Annotated in this window: 28 protein-coding genes; 17 read left to right on the plus strand and 11 right to left on the minus strand. The window is 71.2% G+C overall.

Annotation, left to right across the window (positions count from 1 at the left end; genetic code table 11):
• Positions 1 to 131: 131 nt before the first annotated feature.
• A complete protein-coding gene (locus Msi02_RS33395; protein ID WP_204051868.1) occupies positions 132 to 989 on the plus strand; it encodes a phosphotransferase family protein in 858 nt (285 codons plus the stop codon).
• A 9-nt stretch (positions 990 to 998) separates the two neighbouring features.
• Here Msi02_RS33395 and Msi02_RS33400 read toward each other — a convergent pair whose 3' ends face one another.
• From Msi02_RS33400 to pstS, 5 genes are read right to left on the minus strand one after another with little or no spacing between them, the layout of a single operon-like run.
• Positions 999 to 1,703 carry a response regulator transcription factor gene (locus Msi02_RS33400; protein ID WP_239108952.1) on the minus strand — a complete coding sequence of 235 codons (705 nt, stop codon included), beginning with the start codon at positions 1,701 to 1,703 and terminating at the stop codon, positions 999 to 1,001.
• 36 nt (positions 1,704 to 1,739) lie between these two features.
• Positions 1,740 to 2,516, minus strand: a complete 777-nt coding sequence (gene pstB, locus Msi02_RS33405) for a phosphate ABC transporter ATP-binding protein PstB (protein WP_079316264.1) — start codon at positions 2,514 to 2,516, stop codon at positions 1,740 to 1,742.
• Positions 2,517 to 2,519: 3 nt separating this feature from the next.
• A complete protein-coding gene (pstA, locus tag Msi02_RS33410) occupies positions 2,520 to 3,404 on the minus strand; it encodes a phosphate ABC transporter permease PstA (protein WP_204051869.1) in 885 nt (294 codons plus the stop codon).
• Positions 3,401 to 4,381, minus strand: a complete 981-nt coding sequence (pstC, locus tag Msi02_RS33415) for a phosphate ABC transporter permease subunit PstC (protein ID WP_079316266.1) — start codon at positions 4,379 to 4,381, stop codon at positions 3,401 to 3,403. Before pstC ends, pstA begins: the two co-directional genes overlap by 4 nt.
• A gap of 4 nt (positions 4,382 to 4,385) precedes the next feature.
• A complete protein-coding gene (gene pstS / locus Msi02_RS33420; protein WP_079316267.1) occupies positions 4,386 to 5,495 on the minus strand; it encodes a phosphate ABC transporter substrate-binding protein PstS in 1,110 nt (369 codons plus the stop codon).
• A gap of 163 nt (positions 5,496 to 5,658) precedes the next feature.
• Between pstS and Msi02_RS33425 the strand changes: the two genes are divergently transcribed.
• Complete coding sequence (locus Msi02_RS33425) at positions 5,659 to 6,117, plus strand: low molecular weight protein-tyrosine-phosphatase (RefSeq protein WP_079316268.1); 459 nt, start codon at positions 5,659 to 5,661, stop codon at positions 6,115 to 6,117.
• Entirely contained in the window at positions 6,104 to 6,910 is an 807-nt protein-coding gene (locus Msi02_RS33430; RefSeq protein ID WP_204051870.1) for a fructosamine kinase family protein, read from the plus strand. Before Msi02_RS33425 ends, Msi02_RS33430 begins: the two co-directional genes overlap by 14 nt.
• A gap of 3 nt (positions 6,911 to 6,913) precedes the next feature.
• Here Msi02_RS33430 and hisN read toward each other — a convergent pair whose 3' ends face one another.
• Entirely contained in the window at positions 6,914 to 7,699 is a 786-nt protein-coding gene (gene hisN, locus Msi02_RS33435; RefSeq protein WP_204051871.1) for a histidinol-phosphatase, read from the minus strand.
• Between the two features lie 81 nt (positions 7,700 to 7,780).
• Between hisN and Msi02_RS33440 the strand changes: the two genes are divergently transcribed.
• Positions 7,781 to 8,224, plus strand: a complete 444-nt coding sequence (locus tag Msi02_RS33440; RefSeq protein ID WP_079316271.1) for a DUF4442 domain-containing protein — start codon at positions 7,781 to 7,783, stop codon at positions 8,222 to 8,224.
• Positions 8,225 to 8,228: 4 nt separating this feature from the next.
• Here Msi02_RS33440 and Msi02_RS33445 read toward each other — a convergent pair whose 3' ends face one another.
• Positions 8,229 to 9,566 carry an aminotransferase-like domain-containing protein gene (locus Msi02_RS33445; RefSeq protein ID WP_204051872.1) on the minus strand — a complete coding sequence of 446 codons (1,338 nt, stop codon included), beginning with the start codon at positions 9,564 to 9,566 and terminating at the stop codon, positions 8,229 to 8,231.
• A 150-nt stretch (positions 9,567 to 9,716) separates the two neighbouring features.
• Here Msi02_RS33445 and Msi02_RS33450 point away from each other — a divergent pair, with 150 nt between their 5' ends.
• Positions 9,717 to 10,355, plus strand: a complete 639-nt coding sequence (locus Msi02_RS33450; protein ID WP_204051873.1) for a LysE family translocator — start codon at positions 9,717 to 9,719, stop codon at positions 10,353 to 10,355.
• Positions 10,356 to 10,381: 26 nt separating this feature from the next.
• Here Msi02_RS33450 and rsgA read toward each other — a convergent pair whose 3' ends face one another.
• Positions 10,382 to 11,410 (minus strand): ribosome small subunit-dependent GTPase A, encoded by a 1,029-nt coding sequence (rsgA, locus tag Msi02_RS33455; protein ID WP_204051922.1) that lies wholly within the window; start codon positions 11,408 to 11,410, stop codon positions 10,382 to 10,384.
• Between the two features lie 40 nt (positions 11,411 to 11,450).
• Positions 11,451 to 12,800 carry a 3-phosphoshikimate 1-carboxyvinyltransferase gene (gene aroA / locus Msi02_RS33460; RefSeq protein WP_204051874.1) on the minus strand — a complete coding sequence of 450 codons (1,350 nt, stop codon included), beginning with the start codon at positions 12,798 to 12,800 and terminating at the stop codon, positions 11,451 to 11,453.
• Between the two features lie 80 nt (positions 12,801 to 12,880).
• On the opposite strand from aroA, the gene Msi02_RS33465 reads away from it, so the two are divergent.
• Complete coding sequence (locus tag Msi02_RS33465) at positions 12,881 to 13,642, plus strand: SOS response-associated peptidase (protein ID WP_204051875.1); 762 nt, start codon at positions 12,881 to 12,883, stop codon at positions 13,640 to 13,642.
• A 142-nt stretch (positions 13,643 to 13,784) separates the two neighbouring features.
• Entirely contained in the window at positions 13,785 to 14,117 is a 333-nt protein-coding gene (locus tag Msi02_RS33470; protein WP_142651244.1) for a TraR/DksA family transcriptional regulator, read from the plus strand.
• Between the two features lie 56 nt (positions 14,118 to 14,173).
• Here Msi02_RS33470 and Msi02_RS33475 read toward each other — a convergent pair whose 3' ends face one another.
• Positions 14,174 to 14,914 carry a class I SAM-dependent methyltransferase gene (locus Msi02_RS33475; RefSeq protein WP_079316277.1) on the minus strand — a complete coding sequence of 247 codons (741 nt, stop codon included), beginning with the start codon at positions 14,912 to 14,914 and terminating at the stop codon, positions 14,174 to 14,176.
• A gap of 250 nt (positions 14,915 to 15,164) precedes the next feature.
• Here Msi02_RS33475 and Msi02_RS33480 point away from each other — a divergent pair, with 250 nt between their 5' ends.
• From Msi02_RS33480 to Msi02_RS33515, 8 genes are all read left to right on the plus strand, one after another.
• Positions 15,165 to 15,806: a sigma-70 family RNA polymerase sigma factor gene (locus Msi02_RS33480; RefSeq protein ID WP_079316278.1), complete on the plus strand. Its 642-nt coding sequence runs from the start codon at positions 15,165 to 15,167 to the stop codon at positions 15,804 to 15,806.
• On the plus strand, positions 15,803 to 16,069 hold the full coding sequence (gene rsrA / locus Msi02_RS33485; RefSeq protein ID WP_079316279.1) for a mycothiol system anti-sigma-R factor: 267 nt from the start codon (positions 15,803 to 15,805) through the stop codon (positions 16,067 to 16,069). The genes Msi02_RS33480 and rsrA overlap by 4 nt, the downstream gene beginning before the upstream one ends.
• 85 nt (positions 16,070 to 16,154) lie before the next feature.
• Entirely contained in the window at positions 16,155 to 17,072 is a 918-nt protein-coding gene (locus Msi02_RS33490) for an NAD-dependent epimerase/dehydratase family protein (protein WP_204051876.1), read from the plus strand.
• 44 nt (positions 17,073 to 17,116) lie between these two features.
• Positions 17,117 to 18,034, plus strand: coding sequence for a hypothetical protein (locus tag Msi02_RS33495; protein WP_204051877.1), 918 nt, complete (start codon positions 17,117 to 17,119; stop codon positions 18,032 to 18,034).
• A gap of 310 nt (positions 18,035 to 18,344) precedes the next feature.
• Complete coding sequence (locus Msi02_RS33500; RefSeq protein WP_204051878.1) at positions 18,345 to 19,700, plus strand: HD-GYP domain-containing protein; 1,356 nt, start codon at positions 18,345 to 18,347, stop codon at positions 19,698 to 19,700.
• Complete coding sequence (locus Msi02_RS33505; RefSeq protein WP_239108954.1) at positions 19,697 to 20,986, plus strand: HD-GYP domain-containing protein; 1,290 nt, start codon at positions 19,697 to 19,699, stop codon at positions 20,984 to 20,986. Before Msi02_RS33500 ends, Msi02_RS33505 begins: the two co-directional genes overlap by 4 nt.
• A 133-nt stretch (positions 20,987 to 21,119) precedes the next feature.
• Positions 21,120 to 22,454, plus strand: a complete 1,335-nt coding sequence (locus Msi02_RS33510) for an acetyl-CoA carboxylase biotin carboxylase subunit (RefSeq protein ID WP_079316281.1) — start codon at positions 21,120 to 21,122, stop codon at positions 22,452 to 22,454.
• Positions 22,455 to 22,484: 30 nt separating this feature from the next.
• A complete protein-coding gene (locus Msi02_RS33515) occupies positions 22,485 to 22,697 on the plus strand; it encodes a biotin/lipoyl-binding carrier protein (RefSeq protein ID WP_143737451.1) in 213 nt (70 codons plus the stop codon).
• Between the two features lie 21 nt (positions 22,698 to 22,718).
• Here the strand turns inward: Msi02_RS33515 and Msi02_RS33520 are convergent, their stop codons facing one another.
• Positions 22,719 to 23,096, minus strand: a complete 378-nt coding sequence (locus Msi02_RS33520) for a thioesterase family protein (RefSeq protein ID WP_079316282.1) — start codon at positions 23,094 to 23,096, stop codon at positions 22,719 to 22,721.
• A 31-nt stretch (positions 23,097 to 23,127) separates the two neighbouring features.
• Here Msi02_RS33520 and bsaP point away from each other — a divergent pair, with 31 nt between their 5' ends.
• Together bsaP and Msi02_RS33525 are read left to right on the plus strand one after the other, a co-directional pair.
• Entirely contained in the window at positions 23,128 to 23,427 is a 300-nt protein-coding gene (bsaP, locus tag Msi02_RS44840; RefSeq protein WP_444543495.1) for a biotin synthase auxiliary protein BsaP, read from the plus strand.
• A gap of 158 nt (positions 23,428 to 23,585) precedes the next feature.
• On the plus strand, positions 23,586 to 25,328 hold the full coding sequence (locus Msi02_RS33525) for a serine/threonine-protein kinase (protein ID WP_239108955.1): 1,743 nt from the start codon (positions 23,586 to 23,588) through the stop codon (positions 25,326 to 25,328).
• Positions 25,329 to 25,367: the final 39 nt, after the last annotated feature.

Genomic DNA, 25,367 nt, shown 5'->3' on the forward strand with positions numbered 1-25,367 from the left:
AAGCCACGTCCCACCCCAAGCCACGTCCCACCCCAAGCCACGTCCCACCCCACCGACCAGGGCCCCACCGCACCGCCCCCCGACCGCACCAAGACCCCACCGCACCCGGACGAATGGCTAGGGTTACGGAGGTGACCGAGCGAATCATCCGTTTGCTGGCCCGCCACCTGCCCGGCTACGCGGTCAGAACCGTCGAACGGCTGGGCGAGGGACAGGACAACGCGGCGTACGAGGTCAACGGTGAGCTCGTCGTACGGCAGAGCAAGATCGGCGATTCGGCTGTCCGCGCCGAAGCGGTGAGGAGAGAGGCGGGGTTGCTCGCCGCGGTGAGCGAGTTGTCGCCGCTACCGGTGCCGCAGCCCATCCTCGTGGACGAGGAGGCGGGTGTCCTCGCCTACCGGAAGCTGCCCGGCCGTCCGCTGAACCTGCACCCCGTCAGCGAGCCCGCGCGCTTGGCGGCTCCCCTGGGCGGTTTCCTCAGCCGGGTCCACGCGGCGCCGGTGGAGCGGATGGAGGCGTTCGTGCCGCGGGACGCCTATCCGATGACCGAGCTCCTGGAGGAGGCCGAAGGGAACTACCGGGACATCGTGGACAACGTGCCGCCGGCCGCCCGGCGGCTGGTCGAGGACTTTCTCGGCACCGCGGCGCCCGCCGAGCCCGGCGTGCTGACGTTCTGCCACAACGACCTGGGCAGCGAGCACCTACTGGTGGACGTCGAGGCGAGCGCCGTCACGGGGGTCATCGACTGGACGGACGCGGCCATCGCCGATCCCGCGTACGACCTGGCGCTCGTCTACCGGGACCTCGGACCCGAGGTCTACGAGCGGACGCTGGCGCACTACCAGGGCCGCCACGACGACGCCGGCCACGAGCGGGCGGTCTTCTACGCGCGGTGCGCGCTGCTGGAGGACGTCGCGTACGGCCTGCAGACAGGCTCCCGGGCGTACGCGGACGCCGGTCTGGCGCACCTCGGCCACACCTTCTCCTGAACACCGCGGTCAGCCGCTGACCAACCGGTAACCGACTCCTCGGACGGTCTGGATCATCCTGTCCTCCACGTCGCCCAGCCGTGCGCGCAGGCGCTTGACGTGGACGGCGATGGTGTTGGTCGACATCCCGTCGGTCGAGTGCCAGACGTTGCGCATGATCTGCTCGCGGGTGACCGTTCTGTCCGCGTTGCGCATCAGGTAGTGCAGCAGCTCGAACTCGCGCAGCGGCAGGTGCACGACACGCCCGCCGACCTTCACCTGGTACGCCGTCACGTCGAGCTCCACGTCGCCGATCGTCAGCACGGTCCTGCGGCCGTCCTGCCGGCGGAAGGCCGCCTGCACGAGGGGGAGTAGCTCGGGCACTCGATACGGCCTGGCCACGCAGGCCGTCGCGCCCGCCTCCAGAGCCTTGAGCGCCTGCTCGGCGTCGCTCCCGAAGTCGATGCCGAGCAGGACGGGCACGGTTCGCATGAGCCGTACGGCGCGGACGAAGTCGACGGGGCCGACGATGGGAAGGGAGGCGCAGATCAGCACGGCGTCGGGCCGGAGCGCCCCGGCCTGCAGCAGCGCCTGGGCGCCGTCCGGTACGCCGGTCACGTCGACGCCCTCGGCCTGCATGGCCGCCGAGAGCTGCCGCACCAGACCCGCGTCCGGATCGGCCACCAGGAGCATGGGCGCCGTCCGAGTGTCCCCCTCCACTGCGGGTGCCGTCACCCAGGTCCCTCCAATGCTGTCAGCCGGAAGCGGTCGTCAGCCGAAGCGGCCCGTGATGTAGTCCTCGGTCGCCTTCTCGGCCGGATTGGTGAAGATCTTCGAGGTCTCGTCCATCTCGACGAGCTTGCCGGGCTGGCCCTGCGCGGCGAGGTTGAAGAACGCGGTCTTGTCGCTGACCCGGGCGGCCTGCTGCATGTTGTGGGTCACGATCACGATCGTGTAGTCCTGCTTGAGCTGCGAGATCAGGTCCTCGATCGCCAGCGTCGAGATGGGGTCGAGCGCCGAGCACGGCTCGTCCATGAGCAACACCTGCGGGCGTACGGCGATCGCGCGGGCGATGCACAGGCGCTGCTGCTGACCGCCGGACAGGCCCGCGCCCGGCTTGTTGAGCCGGTCCTTGACCTCGTTCCAGAGGTTGGCGCCCTTGAGCGACTCCTCGACGATGCCGTCCAGTTCGGACCGGGAGTGACGGCCGTTGAGCCGCAGGCCCGCGGCCACGTTGTCGAAGATGGACATCGTGGGGAAGGGGTTCGGCCGCTGGAACACCATGCCGATGGTCCGGCGGACCGACACCGGGTCGACGTCCGCGCCGTACAGGTCCTGGTCCTCCAAGCGGACCTTGCCCTCGACCCGGGCGCCGGGGATGACCTCGTGCATCCGGTTGAGGGTCCGCAGGAACGTGGACTTCCCGCAGCCCGAGGGGCCGATGAAGGCCGTCACCGACCGCGGCTCGATCGTCATCGAGATGCCCTCGATGGCCTTGTGCGAGCCGTAGTAGGCGTCGAGGCCCGCGACCTCGATCTGCTTGGCCATTCCTTACCTCCTCCTCGCGGGCGAACGCCACCAGGTGATGAGGCGTGCGACCAGGTTGAGCAGCATGACGATCAGGATCAGCGTGAGCGCGCCGGTCCAGGCGCGGTTGATCGCGGTGTCCGTGGGACGGCCGGCCTGATCGAAGACGTACAGCGGAAGCCCCATCTGAGGCCCGTTGAACGGGTCGTTGTTGATGGAGTCGGTGATGAAGACGGTCAGCAGCAGCGGCGCGGTCTCACCGGCGACGCGGGCGACGGCCAGCATGACGCCGGTCACGATCCCGGTGAAGGCCGTGGGCAGCACGACCTTGACGATGGTGCGCCACTTGGGCACGCCCAGCGCGTACGACGCCTCGCGCAGCTCCCGGGGGACCAGGCGGAGCATCTCCTCTGCGGACCTGACCACGACCGGCATCATCAGGATCGACAGGGCGAGCGCGCCGGCGAAGCCGGAGAACGGCATGCCGAGCACGAGGATCCAGAAGGCCAGGACGAAGAGCCCGGAAACCACGGAAGGGACGCCGGTCATGACGTCCACGAAGAAGCTGATTATGCGCGATAGCCGCCCGCCTTCGCCGTACTCGACGAGGTAGACGGCGGTGAGCAGGCCGATCGGGACCGCGATGAGCGAGGCGAGCAGGACCTGTTCGAGTGTCCCGATGATGGCGTGGTAGGCGCCGCCGCCGGCGTCGCGCGCTCCGATGTTGCGCATGGAGTGGGTGAGGAACTCCATGTCGAGGCGGCCGATGCCGTTCTTGACGACGAGCCACAGCACCGACAACAGCGGGATGACCGCGAGCGCGAACGCCAGGTAGACGAGCACCTGGACGAGGCGGTCCTTCGCCCTCCGGGCGGCGGAGATGGGCTGGATTCCGGTCTGTACGGTCACGCTGCGGCCCTCGCGTACTCCTTGCGGCGGGCGATGACGAAGCGGGCGGCCATGTTCACCAGCAGGGTGATGAGGAACAGGACGAGACCCGAGGCGATCAGCGCGCCGCGGCCCACCTCGGTCGCCTCGCCGAAGCCGTTGGCGATGTTGGCGGCGATGCTGTTGCCGTACGGGCCGAGGATCTGGAACGAGATCTTGAACGTCGCCGGGAAGATGAGCGCGACCGCGATGGTCTCGCCCATGGCGCGGCCGAGGCCGAGCATGGCGGCACTGATGACGCCGGGCCGGCCGAACGGCAGGACGGACATCCTGATCATCTCCCAGCGCGTCGCGCCGAGCGCCAGCGCGGCCTCTTCCTGCATCTTGGGGGCCTGCAGGAAGACCTCGCGGGAGATCGCGGCGATGATGGGGAGGATCATGATCGCGAGCACGAGCGACGCGGTGAGCATGCTCTTGCCGACCACGGTGTCGCCGCCGAACAGCGGGATCCAGCCGAGGTAGTCGTTGAGGAACTTCGACGGGCCGAGCATGAACGGCACGAGGAAGGTGACGCCCCACAGGCCGTACACCACGCTGGGGACCGCCGCGAGGAGGTCCACCACGTAGCCCAGGACGGACGCGAGCCGCCGGGGCGCGTAGTGCGAGATGAACAACGCGACCCCGACCGCCACCGGGGTGGCGATGACCAGCGCGAGCAGCGAGCTCAGCACGGTGCCGAAGGCGAGCGCCCCGATGCCGAAGACGGGCTCGGTGGCGTTCGGCTGCCAGGTCAGCTCGGTTAGGAAGTGGGACGTGTTCGCCTGGAGGGCGGGGACGGCCTTGACGACCAGGAACACCCCGATCGCGGCCATGATCGCCAGAAGGACGATACCGGCCCCGGTCGAGGCGAAGCGGAACGGGCCGTCGCCGCGGCTGCGCCGGAAGGCGGACCGGCGCATGGCCGGCCCGCTCTCCCTGGTTCTGGTTGACGTCGCCATCTGGTTAGGAGATCGCCTCGACCGCGGTGCGGACCTTGGTGAGCAGGCTCGACGGCAGCGGCGCGTAGCCGAGGCCGGTCAGCGCCTGCTGGCCCTCGTCACTGGAGGTGTAGGTCAGGAACGACTTGACGAGCTTCGCGTCGTCCGCCGACAGGCCCTTCTCACAGGTGATCTCGTACGTCACGAGCACGATCGGGTAGGCGCCCGCGGCCTTGGTGGCGTAGTCGATCGAGAGCTTGAGGTCGTTGCCGGTGCCCGCGATCTCCGCGGCCTCGACGGTCTTGGCGGCGCTCTCCGGGGTGAGCTCCACGAACTCGCCGGAGCCGTTGGCGACCTTGGCCTTCTGCAGCTGCGAGTTCTCGGCGAAGGAGAGCTCGACGTAGCTGATCGCGCCCTCGGTGCTCTTGATGCTGGACGCGATGCCGTCCGAGCCCTTCGCGCCCTGGCCCTGCGCCTCGGCCGGCCAGGCCTTGGCCGGCTCGTACGGCCAGTCGGCCGTGGCCTTGAGGAACTTGGTGAAGTTGTCGCTGGTGCCCGACTCGTCCGAGCGGTGGAACGCCTGGATCGCGGTCGAGGGCAGCTTCGCGTCGGGGTTGTCCGCCTTGATGGCCGGGTCGTCCCACTTGGTGATCTTGCTGTTGAAGATGCCGCCGATGGTCTTCGGCGAGAGCTGGAGTCCGTCCACACCCGGCAGGTTGTAGACGACGGCCACCGGGCCGGTCACCATCGGCAGGTTGATCGCCTTGCCGGTCTTGCACCGGGCGTCGGCCTGGGCGGGCTCGCCCTTGTCGTCCTTCAGGGCCGAGTCGGAGCCGGCGAAGGCCACCGTGCCCTGGATGAACGCCTGGACACCGGCGCCGGAGCCGCTCGGGTTGTAGTTGATGCTGACGCCGGGGTTCGACGACTGGAAGTTCTTCTTCCACTCCGCGATGGCGTTCGCCTGGGCCGAGGAGCCGGCGGCGTTGATGGTGCCCTTCAGGGTGTCGTCGCCCTGCGCGGGAGCGGCGGCGCTGGAGGTGCCCCCCGCGGTGCCAGTGTTGTCATCGGTCCCGCATGCGGCGAGCGAGAGCACGCCGACGATAGTGGCGGCTGCGAGCCGGCCTGCATACTTCACGGTTGTTCCTCCCCTTGTCTCTCAACATCAGGGACGGTAGGGAGCCAAGGTGACCTAAAACCTTGGTAAAGGTGAACGGGTAATGAACGCCCCCAGTCGCTCTTGTGCGACCCCGGAAGAGATAACGAGCAGGTCACGGGCGTTATGGGAGAGGATTGAGTTCATGAAGCGTGTATGTCTGGTCTGCATGGGGAACATCTGCCGCTCGCCGATGGCCGAGGTCGTGCTCCGCCGTACGCTGGCCGAACGCGGGCTCGACGTGGAGGTGGACAGCGCCGGCACCGGCGGCTGGCACGCGGGTGAGCCGATGGACGAGCGGGCCCTGGCCACGCTGGCCGAGCACGGCTACGACGGCTCGTCCCACCGGGCCCGCCAGTTCGACCGGGCATGGTTCGCCGAGCGTGACCTCGTCCTCGTGATGGACCAGGACAACCTGCGCGCCGTACGGCGGATCGCCCCGCCGGACGCGGACGTCCGGCTGCTGCGGTCGTTCGACCCCGCGGCCCCCGAGGGCGCCGAGGTGCCCGATCCCTACTACGGGGGACGCGAGGGGTTCGTCGAGGTGCTGCGCATGGTCGAGGCCGCTTGTGAGGGGGTGGCGAAGTACCTTGAGGATCACTAGGAACCTCGGCGGCGGTCACGCCTGGACGCTGCACGAGGGTGTGCTCGACGACGGCCGCAGGGTGTTCGTCAAGAAGAGCGCGGACGCGTCCGCCGTCCTCGGCAGCGAGGCGGCGGGGCTGCGCTGGCTGGCCGAGCCGGGAGCGGTCGCCGTCCCCGAGGTGATCGCCGCGGACGGCGGCACGCTGGTGCTCGAGTGGGTCGACACCGCCCCCGCGACGGCCGGGGCCGCCGAGCGGTTCGGGCGTGAGCTGGCCGCCCTGCACGCCGCCGGGGCCGCGGACTTCGGCGCCCCCTGGCCCGGCTACATCGCCGAGCTTCCGATGGGCAACGAGCCCGCGCCGGACTGGCCGTCGTTCTACGTGTCCCGCCGGGTGCTCCCGTTCGTACGGCTCGCGCGCGACCGCGGCGCGCTGTCGGCCGCGGACGTGGAGCTGGTCGAGGAGGCGTGCGACCGGGTGGCGGAGGTCGCAGGGCCGGCCGAGCCGCCGAGCCGGATCCACGGCGACCTGTGGAGCGGGAACCTGCTGTGGTCGGCGGCCGGGGTCGTGCTGGTCGATCCGGCCGCCCACGGCGGCCACAGGGAGACCGACCTCGCGATGCTGGCGCTGTTCGGGGCGCCGCACCTCAACACGATCCTCGCCGCCTACCGCGAGGCGGCGCCCCTCGCGGACGGCTGGCGTGAGCGCGTGCCGCTGCACCAGCTCCACCCGCTCGCCGTCCACGTCTGCCTGTTCGGCGAGGCGTACCGCGGCAGCCTCCTCACCGCCGCGGGCGACGTGCTGGCGTTGTAGGGCTCAGCGGGGGGACAGGCGCTTGAGGACCTCGTCGTGGAGCAGGCCGTTGGTGCAGACGAGGTTGCTGCCGTCGAGGGGCGGGGTGCCGTCGAGCGAGGTGCAGGAGCCGCCGGCCTCCTCGACGATGATCGTGAGCGCGGCCATGTCCCAGGGGGACAGCTCGGGCTCGGCGGAGATGTCCACCGCGCCCTCGGCCACCATCATGTGCGACCAGAAGTCGCCGTAGCCGCGGGTGCGCCAGCACTCCCTCGTGAGGTCGAGGAACGGGTCGAGCCGCCCGGCCTTCTCCCATTCCTCCAGGTCGGAGAAGGAGAAGGAGGCGTCGTCGAGGCGGCCGACCGAGGACACCTCGCAGCGCGTGGCCTTGCTCAGGCTCCGCCCGGTCCACGCGCCGCTCTCCTTGGCGGCCCACCAGCGGCGGCCGAGCGCCGGGGCCGAGACCACGCCCACGACGACCTTGCCGTGCTCCATCAGCGCGATCAGCGTGGCCCACACGGGCACTCCGCGTACGTAGTTCTTGGTGCCGTCGATCGGGTCGACGATCCAGGAGCGCATGCCGTACCCGGTCATGCCGAACTCCTCGCCCACGACGGCGTCGCGGGGCCGGGCACGGCGCAGCGTGCCGCGGATCGCCTCCTCCACGGCCCGGTCGGCGTCGCTGACCGGGGTGAGGTCGGGCTTGGTGTCGACCTTGAGGTCCACGGCCTTGAAACGGCGCATCGTGATGTCGTCGGCGGCGTCCGCCAGCAGATGCGCGAGATGCAGGTCGTCGCGGTACTCCGTCACGTGCCCAACGTATCGTGCCGCGACCTGCTCACAGCAGAGGAAGGATCGCTCCAAACCGTACCAGCCGGTAACATCCCGGCCATGGACATCGGCGCCTTCATGCTCGACAGCGTCCCGTTCGCGCGGCTGCTCGGCATCACGTTCGACTCGATCGGCAGCGGTGAGGCGGTCGCCCGCCTGGCCGACCGGGGAGACCTGCACAACCACGTGGGCGGCCCGCACGCGGGCGCCCTGTTCACGCTGGCCGAGACCGCCTCGGGCGCGGCCATGCTGTCGGCCTTCGGTGACCAGCTGTCCCGGGCCGTGCCGCTGGCGACCGAGGCGAAGATCGGCTACCGCAAGCTCGCCATGGGCGAGGTCACGGCCGCCGCCACCCTCAGGGCCGAGCGGGAGGCGGTCGTCGCCCGGCTGGACGCGGGGGAGCGGCCCGAGTTCGAGGTCGCCGTCGAGATCCGCAACGCCGAGGACGTCGTCGTCTCGGAGATGACCGTCTCCTGGACCCTGCGCCCCAACCGCAAGGCCTGACCGCTCACTCGGCCAGCAGGTCGTCCGGTGAGGAACGGGCGAGACCGGCGAGGGTGGACAGGGCGCGTGCCAGCGTCTCGGCCGGTGGTGAGGCCAGGCCGAGGCGGACGGCGTTCGGTGTGCGGTTGTCGCCGACGGCGAAGGCCGCCGCCGGAGTGACGGCGATGCCGTGCCGCGCGGCGGCGGCCACGAACGTGTCGGCCCGCCACGGCGGCGGAAGCTCCCACCAGCAGTAGTAGGACCGCGGGTCGGCGCGGACGGCGAACTCGCCCAGGTGCCGCGTCGCGATCTCCTGCCGGGCCTCGGCGTCCCGCCGCTTGCCCCGGCTCAGCGAGTCCACGACGCCGTCGCCGGCCAGCCGGGCCGCCGCCTCCAGCGCGAACCGCGGCGGCGCGGAGCCCCCCGCGTGCAGCGCCGCGGTCACGTTGGGGACGACGGCCTCGGGCACGACGGCGAATCCGACGGTCAGCCCGGGCGCGAGCCGCTTGGAGAGGCTGTCGACGAGGATCGTGCGCTCGGGCGCCACGGCGGCGAGCGGGGGCGGCTCGTCCCGGAGGAACGACCAGATGCCGTCCTCGATCGCGGGCAGGTCCAGCCGCGCGAGCACGGCCGCGAGCTCGGCGCGGCGCTCGACCGGCATGGTGAGCGACAACGGGTTGTGCAGCGTCGGCTGGAGGTAGACCGCTCTCAGCGGAGCCTTGCGGGCGGCGCTCTCCACCGCCTCGGGCACCAGGCCGGCCTCGTCGACAGGCAGGGGCACGAGGGTGACCCCGAGCCGGGTGGCGATCGTCTTCACGACGGGGTAGGTGAGCTCCTCGACGCCCAGCCGCGCGCCCGGCGGGACGAGCGCGGCGATGACGGCCGCGATCGCCTGGCGTCCGTTGCCGGCGAAGAGCACCCGTGCCGGGTCGGGTCGCCAGCCGGCGCGGGCGAGCAGGTCCGCGACGGCCTCGCGGGCGAGGGGAGTGCCCGCCGCGCCCACCGGCCGCATGGACGCCTCCAGCACGTCGGGGCGCAGCAGCCGCCTGAGGCCGTCCCCGAGCAGGCGGGCCTGATCGGGGATGACGGGATAGTTGAGTTCGAGGTCGACCCGGGTGCCGCTGGGCTCGGCCAGGGCGGTTCCGGGACGCCGGGCGGAGGCGCGTACGAAGGTGCCGCGGCCGACCTCGCCGACCGTAAGGCCACGGCGGGTCAGCTCCGCATAGACGCGCGCGGCGGTGGAGCCGGCGATGCCGCGCCGCCGGGCGAAGTCGCGCTGAGGAGGCAACCGGTCTCCCGGCCTGAGCCGCCCGGCCGCGATGTCCGCGGCCACCTCGTCGGCCAGTTCCCGATAGCTCTCCACCGCCGCCTCCTCTCCGCGTCAGGGTGAACGCATCCAAACACACTATTGCTCCGAGAGCAATATTTAATATTGCATTCTTTATGAGTGGTGAAATAGCCTGAGGAAGCCGTCCGGACCGGCACTGATGACCAGCGAAGAAAGGGCGGCGTCATGGTCGAACCGAAGGCGGTGCTGGGTGTCGTGTCCGTGGCGCTCGGAATGGTGCTTTCTCCGGGCCCGAACATGATGTATCTCGTGTCGCGGAGCGTCAGCCAGGGACGCCGGGCCGGGGTGATCTCGTTGAGCGGAGTCGTCGCGGGATTCCTCGTCTATCTGACGGCGGCGAATCTCGGCCTGGCGGCGCTGTTCGCCGCGGTTCCGCAGGTTCTCACCGCGATACGGCTGGCTGGGGCGGGTTACCTGATATGGCTCGCCTGGAAGACGATCAGGCCCGGCGGCGTTTCGGTGTTCGCCGTGCGGGACGTGCCGGACGACCCGCCGTCCCGGCTTTTCGCCATGGGACTGATGACGAACCTGCTCAATCCGAAGATCGCTATTCTGTATGTCTCCGTCATTCCGCAGTTCGTCGATATCGGGGCGGGGAACGTGCTTGCTCAGGGCGTCGTTCTCGGTCTTTTCCAGATCGCGGTGGCCTCGACCGTGAATCTGTCGATCGTGCTCGCCGCCGGAAGTGTCGCGGGCTTCCTGACGCACCGGCCGGCGTGGCTGCGAGCCCAGCGGATCGCCATGGGGAGCATACTCGGAGCGCTCGCCGTAATGCTCGCTCTCACCCGGAGCGCGTCGTTCTAGTCGTCGTCGTTCTAGTCCGCGTCGTTCTAGTCGTCGTCGGCGGAGCCCTCACGGCTGGCGAGCAGGCGGCGCAGGGACTCCAGGCGCGCGGGATCGGCGTGACCCTCCGCGACGTAGCGGTCGAGGGCGCAGTCGTCGCCGAGGTGGGTGCAGCCCTTGGGACAGTCGGCCGTGGCGTCCACCAGGTCGGGGAAGGCGGCGAGCACGGTCTCCACCGAGATGTGGGCGAGCCCGAAGCTGCGTACGCCGGGGGTGTCGATGATCCAGCCGCCTTCCGGCAGTTCCAGGGCGACCGCGGAGGTGGAGGTGTGCCTGCCCCGGCCGGTGACGGCGTTCACGTGGGACACGGCCCTGCGGGCGTGCGGCACCAGCGCGTTGACCATGGTCGACTTGCCGACCCCGGAGTGGCCGACCAGCACGCTGATGCGGTCCGCGAGCGCCTCGCCCAGGTCGTCGAGCGGGCCGCCCTTGCGCACGACGACGTACGGCACGCCGAGGGGCTCGTACAGCGCCACGAGGTCGTCGGCGGGGGCCAGGTCGGCCTTGGTGAGGCACAGCAGCGGCTCGATGTCGGCGTCGTAGGCCGCGACGAGCATCCGGTCGATCATCCGGGGGCGCGGCGGGGGATCGGCGAGCGCGGTGACGATGACCAGTTGGTCGGCGTTGGCGACGATGGGACGCTCGATGTCGTCCACGTCGTCGGCGCTGCGGCGCAGCATCGAGGTGCGCTCCTCCACGCGGACGATGCGCGCCAGCGTGTCGGGCTGCCCGGTCACGTCGCCCACCAGCGCCACACGGTCGCCCACGACGATGCCCTTGCGGCCGAGCTCACGGGCCTTCATCGCGACGACGAGCGTCCGCTCGCCCCGCCGCTTCTTCGGTGTCGTGGAGCGGGGGACGCCCTCGCCCACGAGGCAGGTGTAGCGCCCGCGGTCGACGGCCACCACGAAGCCCTCGACGGCCTCGCTGTGGGCAGGCCGGATCCGGGTCCGAGGCCGTGAGCCCTTGCCCGGCCTGACCCTGACGTCGTCCTCGTCGTACTGCCGCTTTCTCAGCGCCCGCGCCCCGTTCGCCCGGCGGGTACCAGCCCGCCGCTCATCCCTCGCCGCCCAGCATCGCGGCCCACATGCGCGGGAACTCGGGCAGCGTCTTGGCGGTCGTCGCGATGTCCTCGACCTCGACACCCGGCACGGCCAGGCCGATGACCGCGCCCGCCGTGGCCATGCGGTGGTCGGCGTACGAGTGGAAGACGCCGCCGGTCAGCGGCCGGGGGTGGATCTCCAGGCCGTCGTCGGTCTCCCTGGCGTCGCCGCCCAGCCGGTTGATCTCCGTGGCGAGGGCGGTGATCCGGTCGGTCTCGTGCCCCCGGATGTGCGCGACGCCCCGGATCCGGGACGGCCCGTCGGCCAGCGCGGCCAGCGCGGCGATCGTGGGGGTGAGCTCGCTGACGTCGTGCAGGTCGGCGTCGATGCCCCGCACCCTGCCTTCGCCGGTCACCCGCAGGCCCTCCGGCACCCGCTCGACCCGCGCGCCCATCTCGGCGAGCAGCCCGCGAAGCTCGTCGCCGCCCTGCGTCGTCTCCTCCGGCCAGTCCGGCACCACGACGGAGCCCCCGGTGACCAGAGCCGCCGCGAGGAAGGGGGCGGCGTTGGACAGGTCGGGCTCGACCGTGACGTCCCTGGCCCGGATCGGGCCGGGCTGCACCCGCCACACGTCGCGCTCGGAGTCGTCCACCTCGACCCCCGCCTGGCGCAGCATCTGCACGGTCATCTCGATGTGCGGCATCGACGGGACGGGCGGGCCGCTGTGCCGCACCGTCACGCCCTTCTCGAAGCGCGCGGCGGCCAGCAGCAGGCCCGAGACCATCTGTGAGGAGACCGACGCGTCGAGGGTGACCTCGCCGCCCGGGATCGGCCCCCGGATCGTGAACGGCAGCGTGTCGTTGTCCACCGACGCGCCGAGCGCGCGCAGCGCGCCCAGGATGGGGCCCATCGGCCGCTTGCGCGCGTGCGCGTCGCCGTCGAAGAAGACCGGTCCGTCGGCCAGCGCGGCGACCGGCGGCACGAACCGCATGACGGTCCCGGCCAGGCCGACGTCGATCGACACCCCGCCGCGTACGGGATGAGGGGTCACCGACCAGTCCACGCTGTCGGCGCTCTCGTTGGACGGCGTCATCTCGGCGCCGAGCGAGCGCAGCGCCGCCGCCATCAGGTCGGCGTCGCGGCTGCGCAGCGCGAGCCGTACGGTGCCGGGGGCGTCGGCCAGCGCGGCGAGCAGCAGCGCGCGGTTGGTCACCGACTTCGAGCCGGGCAGGCGGACCGTCGCACGAACCGGCTCGGCGGCCACCGGGGCGGGCCAGAGCGGCGCGGCGGCGTTCTTCTCGACGCCGTTCTGGTCGATGGCGTGCGGCACGGCGCCGCCGGACGCGGACTGCGGAGTGGCCATGCCGCAAGCTTAGTGCGCGCACGCTCGTCCGCACCGTCGCGAGAGCGCGTGCGGCCCGCGGGAGTGGCAGTCTTGGTGTCATGTGCGGGAGGTACGCGTCTGCGCGCAAGAAGCAGGAGTTGCTGGAGGAGTTCCAGGTCGAGGTGGACGGGGTGCCCGACCAGGTGCCCGGCGGCGAGCTCCGGCCCGACTACAACGTCGCGCCCACCAAGAACGTCTACGCGGTCATGAGCCGGGTGCCGAAGGACGACGGCGGCGAGAGCGCGGGCGACGAGCCCGTCAGGCAGCTCCGGGTGGTCCGGTGGGGGCTCGTGCCGAGCTGGGCCAAGGACCCGTCGGTGGGCTCGCGGATGATCAACGCCAGGGTGGAGACCGTGGCGGAGAAGCCGTCCTATCGCAGGGCGCTGAAGTCCCGGCGCTGCCTGATCCCGGCGGACGGCTACTACGAGTGGATGCCGCTGGAGGGCAAGAAGAAGCAGCCCTTCTTCATCCACCCCGCCGACGGCGGCGTGCTCGCGATGGCCGGCCTGTACGAGTTCTGGAAGGACCCCACCCGCCCCGACGACGACCCGCTGAAGTGGCTGTGCACCTGCACGGTGATCACCACCACGGCGACGGACAAGCTGGGCCGCATCCACGACCGGATGCCGATGATGGTCGAGCGCGACCGCTGGACGGAGTGGCTCGACCCGCGCGTGACCGACCCCACGGGCCTGCTCGTCCCGGCCGGTCCGGACCGGCTGGAGGCGTACGCCGTGTCGGACGCCGTCAACAGCGTCCGCCACAACGGCCCGGAGCTGATCGAGCCCCTGGAGGGCGACGACGTGCCGCGTCTGTTCTGACTCGCGGTGAGGGTGTAGGCGGCGCGTGAAGTGGGCATCCGTTCGAGAAAGCGGTCGCACGGAAAGTGACCGGCCGCTGACCGACCAGGAGGACCGGGGGCTCCTGGACGGGTGACTCCCCCACTCCCGGAGGTGCGGATCCGTGGACGTCGCGACCGCGCGTATGCGCCTGGAAAGCATGCTCGCCGAACTCGACCGGTCGATCAGCGTGCTGCGTGGGGATCCGGCCGCCGGGCACGACAGGTCCCTCGCCGACGCGGGAGCCGACCTCACCGACGCCGACCGGACCCGGGCCATGCTCGACGCCGCGTCCCGGCAGCGTACGGCCGTGCTGGCCGCGCTGCGGCGGCTGGACGACGGCGGTTACGGCCGCTGCGTCGACTGCGGCACGCTCGTGCCGGAGGGCAGGCTGGAGGCCCGCCCCGAGGCGGCCCGCTGCGTGCAGTGCCAGTCGCGGGCCGAGCGCCGCCGCTGAGGACCCGTTTCAAGAGCCTGTCCGAGCGCCCGTCCGTGCGGCGTCCGGGAGAGCGTTCACAACGGCTTGCGCGCGCTGGCCACCAGGTGGATGCCGACGGTGTCGTCGCCGTCGGCCTGGGTTTCCAGCTCGGTGCGGACCAGCCAGGACAGCGACTTGCTCTCCGAGCTCAGCACGTGGTCGACGGTGGAGGGGGACAGCACCGTGCGCGGGCGCACCCACTCCACCTCCAGGCCGGCGCCGGTGATCAGCTCACGGATCTGCTGGCTGGTGAAGCAGCGGGTGATGCTGCCGTCGGGCCAGGGGATGAGCATGACCTCGCCCGTCTGGCACAGGTGCGCCCAGTAGTTCTGCTCGGCCAGGATCGCCATCCCGAGCACCAGCGAGTCGACGCACAGCAGCGCGCGCCCGCCGGGCCGCAGCACCCTGGCCACGTCCTCGATGACCGACTCCGCCATGATCTCGACCGACAGCACGCGCTCCTCGGCGATCACGCCGTCCACGCAGCCGTCGGGCAGGAAGCCGAGGTTGTCGGCGCGCACCTTCTGTATGCGGTCGGAGGCGTCGCGCAACCACGGTTCCGCCGGCCTGCGGAAGTCCATGACCTCGATCACCCGGTGACCGGCGCGCGCCGCCTGGGCCGGCCACCGCCCCCGTCCGCCGGACAGGTCCAGCAGGAGGGAGGGGCGGCCGGGCAGCCACTGGCGCAACTGTTCGGCGACGACCGCGTGATAGAAGGTCCAGTACGGCCCGAGTGTGCCCGAGCCGTTGAGTTCGTTGGCCGGTATAGGCAGCACGAGCGACTCCTGGACTCTTGGCTGCCCCGCGCATGGGCGTGCGGCAGCGAAACACGGTTTCCGGGCTACCAAGCCGGTGCTTACTTTTTTCCCCGCACCGGGTCGTTCGTCACCTCAATCTGCACCGGGAACAGACTCTACGCCCGCCCTGTTGCAGTTGGGCATGAAGACGTTGGTGCTGCCAGAAGGCCTCGACGGGCTGGACGTTGCCGGGCCGGTATCCTCGGCTGGGTACGAAGTCCTTAAGGGGGTGGGTCCGGTCTCCAAGACAGCCGAGGAGACTCTGGAGCAGCGCAGCGAGCGGTTCGAGCGCGACGTCATGCCGTTTCTCGACCAACTGTACTCGGCCGCGCTCCGGATGACCCGAAACGCAGCGGATGCGGAGGATCTCCTGCAGGAGACCTTCGCCAAGGCTTTCGCCTCCTTCCACCAGTTCCAGGAGGGGACGAACCTCAAGGCCTGGCTCTACCGCATCCTCACCAACACGTTCATCAACAGCTACCGGAAGAAGCAACGGGAGCCCAAGCAGGCGGGCACCGAGGAGATCGAGGACTGGCAGCTCGCGCGGGCGGAGTCGCACACGTCCAGCGGTCTGAAGTCGGCCGAGATCGAGGCGCTCGAGCACCTTCCCGACAGCGACGTGAAGGACGCTCTCGCCGCGCTCCCCGAGGAGTTCCGCATCGCCGTCTATCTGGCGGACGTGGAGGGCTTCCCGTACAAGGAGATCGCCGACATCATGGGCACGCCCATCGGGACCGTGATGTCGCGCCTCCACCGCGGCCGCCGGCAGCTGCGCAACCAGCTCGAGGACTACGCGCGCGAGCGAGGTCTCGTGCGGTCGGACTCCCGTGGCGCGGGTCTCGGCGGAACGCTTGGCGAGGAGGAGCGATGAGCTGCGGGAAACACCACGACACCCCGTGTAGCGAGGTGCTCGACCGGGTGTACACCTACCTGGACGGCGAGCTGGACAGCGACCGCATCGCCGAGATCAGGAAGCACCTCGACGAGTGCGGCCCGTGCCTGGAGGAGTACGGCCTCGAGGAGGCCGTCAAGCGGCTCGTGGCCAAACACTGCGGGTGCGACCCCGTCCCGCAGGATCTGCGCAGCAAGGTGCTCACCCGGATCGAGCAGGTACGCGCCGAGATGGCGGAGTAGCCCCCGGTCCACGGAAGGCGTGATCCGTCCGAGCCGGGGCAATGCTCGTTAGGATCTTCCGTTACAGGCCGGGAAGGGCGGGGACATGCGGGCACTGGTCACGGGCGGGGCGGGGTTCATCGGGTCCACCCTCGTCGATCGGCTGTTGGCGGACGGTCACGAGGTCGCGGTGGTGGACGACCTGTCGTCCGGCCACGCGCGCAACCCCGACGCCCCCCTGCACGTCATGGACGTGCGCGACCCCGCGCTCGCGGAGCTCGCCGAGCGCTGGCGGCCGGAGGTCGTCTGTCACCTCGCCGCGCAGATCAGCGTGCGCAGGAGCGTGGCCGACCCGGTGACCGACGCCAGGATCAACGTCGAGGGCACGGTGAACGTCCTGGAGGCCGCCCGGCGCGCCGGGGCCCGCAAGGTCGTCTACGCGTCCTCCGTCGCCGTCTACGGCAGGCCGGCCGTGATCCCGGTCCCGGGCGACGCCCCCACCGATCCCCGCTCGCCGTACGCCGCCTCCAAGCTCGGCGGCGAGCTGTACCTGGCCACCTACCGGGCGCTGCATGGGCTCGAATACACCACGCTCGTGCTGTCGAACGTCTACGGGCCGCGTCAGTCGCCCGAGGGCGAGGCCGGGGTGGTCGCCATCTTCACCGACGCCCTGCTGGCGGGAAAGCCCACGGTCGTGTACGGCGACGGCTCCCAGACGCGCGACTACGTCTTCGTGGAGGACGTGGTGGACGGCTTCGCCCGCGCCTGCGGGCCGCACGGCGACGGCCGCCGAATCAACCTCGGCACCGGCGTCCAGACCACCGACCGTGAGCTGCACAGCCTGGTCGCCGCGGCGGCCGGAGCACCCGACGAGCCGCGCTTCGAGCCCTCTCGGATGGGCGACCTCCCCGCGATGGCCGTCGACCCCGCTCCGGCGTACGAGGTCCTCGGCTGGCGTCCCCGGCACGACCTGTCCACCGGCCTCAAGGCCACCGTCGAATGGGCCCGCCAGGCGCTCGCCTGATCGGGAGCGAACCGGACGGCCGGGGTGGACGTCTCAGCGGTGTGATGCGTTTGCGCCGGACCTCCGTCCTCATCGCAGTCGTCGCCGTGTGCGCGGGAGCCGTACTGGCCGCGTGCGCTCCGGATCCGAGGGCGGTGCCGGACGCGTGCCCGCAGCGTTGGGGCGGCGACGGCATCGGTGGGTGGGTGCCGGCCGCGGCGGACGTGGACGGCGCGGACGAGTCGCTGGTGCCCGGCTCGCCGGTCCGGGCGCTGCTCTGCGCCTATCCCGGCACCAACACCGATCCGGGCGGCGAAGGGCTGGGCGGCTCGCGGACGCTGACGGACCAGGCGGCGGCGATGGCCCGCGACCTCGCGTACCTGCCGGTGAGCACCGAAGACGTCGAGGGGCCCTGTACGGCGGTGGGCGGGCCCATGACGAACTACCTGGTCCGGTTCGCGTACGGCGACGGCTCGGCGCTGTGGGTGGGCAGCGCGGAGGAGGTGAACTCCTGCGTCGCGACGACGAACGGCACGGTCCGGACCCGCTCGTACGTCGGGGAGGCCCTGACCACCGCCTATCGGGAGGGGACGTGGCGGCTTCCGCGACCGGAGGACCCCTGCCGGGCCGCCCACGACCGCCGGGGCCAGCAGGACAGCATGGTCCCGGGGGATCCGCGGTGGGTCCTGGTGTGCAGCGGCGGCAACGAGAAGTGGCCGCCCCGGCGCGAGCACGGCGCGGCGGCGGCGCGGGGACTCGCGGCGGCGCTCAACGACCTGGACACCGTGCCGAGCGATCGCACGTGCCGTGGGAGAGGCGCATCGGCGGTGCGCGACGACTACCGGCTGGTCTTCGGGTACGCCGAGGGGCCGCCCGCGGGCGTGCACATCCTGTACGGCTGCACGCCGAGCGTCGACAACGGGATGCTCCAGGCCGACGCGGACGACGACGTCCGTCGGCTGATGGCCGGGCTCGCCCCGTGAAAAGGCACCGACATACCGGTGCAATTGCACGCGGTGTGATGGCTTGGTTACGGTTTGGCTGCGATGGTCGCGACATCCCGGACCGGCCATCGGCCCTTCTGTAGCCTGAGTGCGACATCGACGTGGAGGCGGCGCAATGCTTGGGAAGACCGTCGTCAGGCTGATAGTGGCGCTGGCGCTGCTCACTCCGGTGGTGGCTCTGGCCGGTCTCGCGGCCGGCACCCCGGGGATCTCCTGGACGTAGTCACTGCCCGTGGGCCGGTCCGGCAGGGCCGGCCCACGGGTCCGATCCGCATTCAAGGTGGCCGCCATGCGGGAACTTCCGTGGCCCGCCAGGGTCTACTTCGTCGCGCTCGTCGGAACCGCCGGTCTCGTGATCATGCGCGGTCTCCTCGCGCATCACGGGCTCGCGGCGGAGGACTGGTCGGCGCTTCTGGTCCTCGCGCTGCTCTTCCTGCTCTGCGAGTCGGTGCCGACGTTGCTCAACGTGCCGCACGTCGCGGTGTCGGTGAGCTTCTCCGCGGCGCTGGCCGCCGTGGTGCTCGTCGGCCCGGAGGGCGCGGCCCTGGTCGGGCTGGCCGCGGTCGTGAGCGTGCGCCCCGGCCTGCCGATGGTGAAACGGCTGTTCAACGGCGCGCAGTACGCCCTGTGCGGGTATGCCGCCGGATGGGCCTACGAGAGCGCGGGAGGGCGGGCCCACCTACCCGAGCCGGCCGACTTCCCGGGCATCCTGGTGCCGTACGCCGCGGCGACGGGGGTCTTCGTGGCCGTCAACTTCGCGCTGACCGCGGTCATCCTGCGCCTGGCGTCCGCGGTGCACAAAGACCAGGTCTCGCTCCGCGCGATGGTGCAGTTCCTGAGCTCCTACGTCGGCTTCGCCACCTTCGGCCTGCTGATCGCGGCCCTGTGGTCGACGGTGCAGTCGATCTCGGCCGTGCTCGTGCTGCTGCCGCTGTTCGTGGCCCGGTGGGCGCTGGGGCACTACCACGCCGAGCAACGGGCGTACGACGCGACCATCGCGGCGCTGTGCCAGGCGGTGGAGACGAAGGACTACTACACGCGCGGTCACTGCACGCGGGTCTCCGCGGCCTCCTCCATGATCGGTGAGGAGATCGGGATGGGCACCGAGCGGCTGCGCGCGATCCGGTACGCGGGCATGCTCCACGACGTGGGCAAACTCGGCGTGCCGACCAAGGTGCTGCAGAAGGACGGCCGTCTGACCGAGGAGGAGTACGCCGCGATCCAGCTCCACCCGATGCGCGGGCTGGAGATCGTGCGGGGCATCGACTTCCTCGACGAGGCGTTCGCCGGGATCATGCACCACCACGAACGACATGACGGAAAGGGCTACCCGATGGGCCTGGCCGGGTCGGAGATCCCCGAGTTCGCCCGGATCATCGCGGTGGCCGACGCGTTCGACTCCATGACCTCCGACCGCTCCTACCGCAAGGCCAAGTCGATCGAGTTCGCGGTCGGCGAGCTGCGCAAGAACGCGGGAACCCAGTTCGACCCCGACATGGTGTGCGCGTTCGTCAAGGCGCTCGACCGGCACGGCTGGGACCTGGCTCAGCCGGTGCCCGTCCCGCCCGACGACGCCGCCGTGGAGACCACGGTGAAGGACCACGACGACCCGACGACGCCCATCCAGGTGGTGTCGGAGCGGTGAGGGAGCGTCGGCTGACGGCCAGGCCGGTGGGGCTCGACTCGGGCCAGCTCCTGCTCATCTGCGCCGCCGGGATGCTGACCGTGGCGGGGATCGCCCACACCGCGGCGGAGGGCCTGACCGATCCGCGGGTCGCCATCGGGTTCGGCGCGCTCATCGCCGCCGGGGAGCTCGCCCGGCTCACGATGCCCGGCAACCGCGAGGTCGCCCCGATCTCCACCGCCGCCTCCCTCGGGTACGCCCTGCTGCTCGACGTGGGCGGACGGCCGGCGCATCATTCGGCCCTGCAGGTCGTGGCGGTGATGTCGGTCGGCATGATCGCGGGCGGGCTGCCGCACCTGGCGGTCGGCCGGCCGCCGCGTCTCGACGCGATGGCCCGGCGGCTGCTCGCCGGGTCGCTGCTCGCCTTCGCCTACCGGCCGCTCACCGGCCCGCTCGGGAAGCTCGCGGGGGACACGGCCGACCGGCACGGCAACTGGTGGCCGGCGCTCGGCGTGATGGCGGTGCTCGTCACGGTCATGCTCGCGGCCGACGTGGTGATCGCGGCCATGCTCCGGGCCGACCAGGTCAGGACCGCGTTCGTCGTCGCCGTACGGGACGAGATCAGGATGGCCGCGCCGCTCGGCGCCGCCGTCGCGGCGTCGGGCATCCTGCTCGCGCTCGCCTCGCACAGCATGGACATGACCGCGCTGCCCGCGTTCGCCGCGCCGCTGCTCGTCACGCAGGTGGCGTTCCGCAAGTACGCCGGCATCCGGGCGACCTACCTGCAGACCGTGCGGGCGCTGAGCCGGGTCACCGAGGTCGGCGGGTACGTCGAGCCGGGCCATTCGCGCCGCGTCAGCCAGCTGTCGGTCGCCATCGGCCGTGAGCTGGGCATGGCGGAGCCGCAACTGCTGGAGCTGGAGTACGCCGCGCTCATGCACGACATCGGCCAGCTCTCGCTGCGCGATCCGATCCCCGGCGGTGCGACCGTGCTGGCCGACCCCGAGCAGGCGCGGCGGATCGCCGAGCTGGGCGCCGAGGTGATCAGGAAGACCGGCGTGCTCCACGGCGTCGCGGAGATCGTCCGGCGGCAGTGCGACACGCTCGGCGAGTCGCCGCCGATGGCCAGCCGCATCATCAAGGCCGCCAACGCGTACGACGACCTCGTGGGCGGATCGACCGACAGGGACCGGGCGGCGGCGGCCCTGGAGCGGCTGCGCCTCGACGGCGGGTCGGCCTACGACCCCGGAGTGGTGGAGGCGATGGCGCGCGTCGTCGACCGACTTGTGCTCGTAACGCGCTTGTAGCAGACGTAGCATCGGAACGCCTCCAACGCCACGCCGGGCCCATTGTTGTTGTAGCGACCCTACAGATTCGGCCCCCGCGTTCAGTCGGAACGGTCGGGGGGACGGAGCGGGGGATCATCCTAGAGTTGGCTGCGTGTTCGACTCAGTTCTCGTCGCCAATCGTGGTGAAATCGCCCGCCGGATCATCCGTACGGTGCGGGGCATGGGGCTGCGCGCGGTCGCGGTCCACTCCGAGGCGGACGCCGATCTGCCGTTCGTGCGTGAGGCCGACGACGCCGTGCTCCTCGGCCCCGCGAATCCGGCCCAGAGCTATCTCGACATCGACAAGGTCCTCCAGGCCGCCCGTACGACGGGAGCGCGGGCGGTCCACCCCGGATACGGGTTCCTCGCGGAGAACGCCGCGTTCGCCCGTGCGGTGATCGACGCCGGCCTCGTCTGGATCGGCCCGGATCCCAAGGCCATCGAGCAGATGGGCGACAAGATCAACGCCCGCAACCTGATGGAGGCCGCGGGTGTGCCGGTCGCCGCCGGGACCAGGGAGCCGGTGTCCGACCTCGCGCAGGCCGAGCGGGCCGCCGCGGAGATCGGGTACCCGGTGATGGTGAAGGCGGCCGCCGGGGGCGGCGGGATCGGCATGGGCGTGGCGCGCGACGACGAGTCGCTGGCCAAGGCCTTCGAGCAGGCCTGCCGGGCGGCCGCCCGCTTCGGCGGCGAGCCCGCCATCCTGCTGGAGCGCTACATCGAGCGGGCCAGGCACGTCGAGGTGCAGATCCTCGGCCTCGCCGACGGCACCGTGGTCGCCCTGGGCGAGCGGGACTGCTCGGTCCAGCGGCGCCACCAGAAGGTCGTGGAGGAGAGCCCGTCCCCCGGAGTGACCCCGGAGCTGCGCGAGCGGATGCTGGCGGCGGCCGTACGGGCGGGGGAGGCCGTGTCGTATCGCGGCGCGGGCACGGTGGAGTGCCTGGTGGACGCGGACGCCCAGGACTTCGTCTTCCTGGAGATGAACACCCGCCTCCAGGTGGAGCACCCCGTCACCGAACTGGTCACCGGCCTCGACCTGGTGGAGCACCAGATCCGGGTCGCGGCCGGTGAGACCTACTCCGTCGAGCCGCGGGTGAGCGGCCACGCCATCGAGTTCCGCGTCTACGCCGAGGACCCCCGCAGGTTCCTGCCCGGCCCTGGCAAGATCGGTGTATGGGAGGAACCGGCGGGCGAGGGGGTGCGCATCGATTCGGGATACGCGGCGGGCAACACCGTCACGCCGTTCTACGATCCGCTGATGGCCAAGCTCTGCGTCGCCGGCGCCACCCGTGAGGAGGCGCTGGAGCGGGGCCGGGAGGCCGTCGCCGCGTTCCGGATCGAGGGCCCGAAGCACAACCTGCCGTTCTGCGCCGAGTTGCTCGACCACCCCGAGTTCGTGAGCGGGGACTACGACACCGGGCTGGTCTCCCGGATGAGAAAAGCTTGATCTGCTGGATTATTTGAGGGGAGTTCCCGCGTGGCCGAGGTGCGCGCCGAGATGGTGGCGAACGTCTGGAAGATCGTTGTGAGCGAGGGCGAGGTCGTCGAGGAGGGCGACACCCTTGTGATCCTGGAGTCGATGAAGATGGAGATCCCCGTTCTCGCCGAGGACGCCGGGACCGTCTCGAAGCTCCAGGTGAAGGAGGGCGACGTCGTCCAGGAGGGGGACGTCATCGCCGTCATCGAGTAACGAGTAGAGCGGGCCGGAGGTTCACAGACGGGAGAGGAACCGTTCCCGGTCGACCACGACCCGCTCGATCGTGCCCGTGGCGACCAGGGCGCCGGTCTTGTCGACGGCCCTGACGGAGAAGACGAGCCGCCTGCCGTCCACCTCCGTGAGCTCGACGCCGATCTCGACGTGCATCCCGACCGGGCTGGGCAGACGGTGCTCGATCAGCACCCTGGTCCCCACGGTGGTCTGCCCCGGCTCCAGGTGATGCTGGACGGCCTTGACCGTGGCTCCCTCGGCGAAGGACAGCAGCCGCGGCGTGCCCAGCACCGGCACGTCGCCGCTGCCGACCCGGATCGCCGTGTCCTCGCGCTCCACCATGATGAGGACTTCGGCGCGCAGACCTGGAGCAACACTCATGCGAGCCAGCCTATTGGGTCGCCATTCCCGGATGCCCGTGGAGATTGCCAGGCAACTAAAAGGGGCCGTGAAGCGTCTTAATCGGCAGCGGGGACTCCATGATGCTTTCCGGGCGGCGGAGGCGGGGCAGCGGTTAGGGTGGTGCACTGTGGACCTCTACTGCGATCACTGCGGCCGTCCGGCCGGAAATGGTGATCACGCGGCCTGCCTGGCCGCCAGGGCGATGGAGCCACCGCGTTACTGCCCGCACTGCCGCCGCCGCATGGTCGTCCAGATCACGCCCAGGAACTGGACGGCACGGTGCTCGGTGCACGGTAGTACGGGCGGGTAACAGGTAGGCTCGACTTCCGACCCCCGAGCCTGGATCCCTTACGCATACAGGGTTCCGTGAACTTGTCGTTATCTACCCGCGACACGAACCTGCTTTGTTGGACACCTTCGGGGGTCGATTGACTTAGGGGGTACGGGGCGCAAATGGTGGCCCAAGGCATGACCCTGGCTGGGCGTTACCGGTTGGACGCCCGGCTCGGCGCCGGGGGCATGGGCGAGGTATGGCGCGGCGAGGACACCGTCCTCGCGCGCACCGTCGCCGTCAAGGTGCTTCTCCCCGGTCGTCTCGACGACCCCGGATTCGCCGTGCGCTTCCAGGGGGAGGCCCGGGCGATGGCGACCGTCAACCACCCCGGCGTCGTCGACGTCTACGACTACGGAGTCACCGAGGTCCCCGGTGACGGCTCCACCGCATACCTGGTCATGCGGTTCGTCGACGGCGAGCCCCTCGACCGCCTGCTGACCCGCCTCGGCCGCATCGGCGCCGAGCCCGCGATGGAGCTCATCGCCCAGGCCGCCTCCGCCCTCCAGGCCGTGCACGAGCGGGGGATCGTGCACCGGGACGTCAAACCGGGCAACCTGCTGGTGCGTTCCGACGGCACGCTCGTGCTGACCGACTTCGGGATCGCCCGCGCCGACCAGGGCAGCCGCCTCACGGACGCCGGAATGGTGCTCGGCACCGCGGCCTACTGCGCGCCGGAGCAGGCCGAGGGCGCTCCGGTCACACCCGCCGTCGACATCTACGCGCTGGGCGTGGTGGCGTACGAGTGCCTGGCCGGGCAGCGTCCCTTCGACGGCGACTCGCCGGTGACGATCGCGCTCAAGCACATCCGCGAGGAGCCGCCACCGCTGCCGCCGGACGTGCCGCCCGCCGTCCGGGCCATCGTCGAACGCGCCATGTCGAAGGACCCGGCGCGCCGCTGGCCGTCCGCCGCCGCGATGAGCCAGGCCGCCCGGCAGTCGGTGCTGGCCCCTGGTGTCGGAATGCCCAGCACCGTGGTGCCGGACGCCTCGCCCGTGTACGGCCCGGAGGGCCTGGCGGGAGCAGGGTACGGCCCGCAGGGCCTGACCGGAGGGGGATACGGCCCGCAGGGCGTCACCGCGGCCCCGCCCGCCACGGGCATGGGGACCCCGCCTCCGCCCACGGGCCCGCTCACCCAGGCAGGCCCCTACCCGGGTGGGCCGGAGGCCGTCCCGGCCACCGGCGCCACCTACCGCGTCACCCGAGAGTCCTGGAACGACGCCCCGGCCGTGCCGCCGGCGACCGTCGCCTCCCCACAGCAGGGCTCCCGTACGGCGCGGCGCGCGGCCCAGCGGTCCAGGAGAGGCCGGGGGATGCCGGTCGCGGCCGGAGTGGCGGGGTTCGCCGTCGTCGGCGGCCTGGCCGTCCTCGGCATCAACATGGCCTCGGCCGGGTCCACGACCCCCGAGCCGCCCGCTTCGTCCCTGAACATCATCAATCCGTCGCCCAGTCCGTCGCCTGAGCGGCCCACCAAACGGCCCTCCACGAGGCCCTCCCAGGAGGTGCCGGTGTCGCGGCCGAGCCCGACCAGGAAGAAGCCGAGCCCCACGCCGAGTCCGACCCCCAGCCCGTCGCCGAGCCGCACCGCCTCGCCGACGCCCTCGCCGAGCTCGACCGAGGGCATGATCAAGGTGCCCCAGCTCAAGAACCTGCCTGAGAGCTCCGCGCTGGCGCGGCTCAACATGCTGGGGCTCACTCCGAAACCGCTGTACGAGGGCGAGGGAGACTGCAAGGGGTCGGTCGTCAGCCAGAAGCCGGCGGCGAACACGCTCGTGAAGGAGGGCACGACGGTCACGTTCACCGTGAAGAAGGAGTGCCCGACTCCCTCGCCAAGCCCGTCGCCCAGCCCGGCCGCGAGCCGCTCTCCCGCGGCGTCCTGACGCCTGCCGGCCAGGAGCCCCGCGCGACGGACGTACGCG

The sequence above is a fragment of the Microbispora siamensis genome, from assembly GCF_016863095.1.
In the GTDB taxonomy this organism is placed as follows: Bacteria; Actinomycetota; Actinomycetes; order Streptosporangiales; family Streptosporangiaceae; genus Microbispora; species Microbispora siamensis.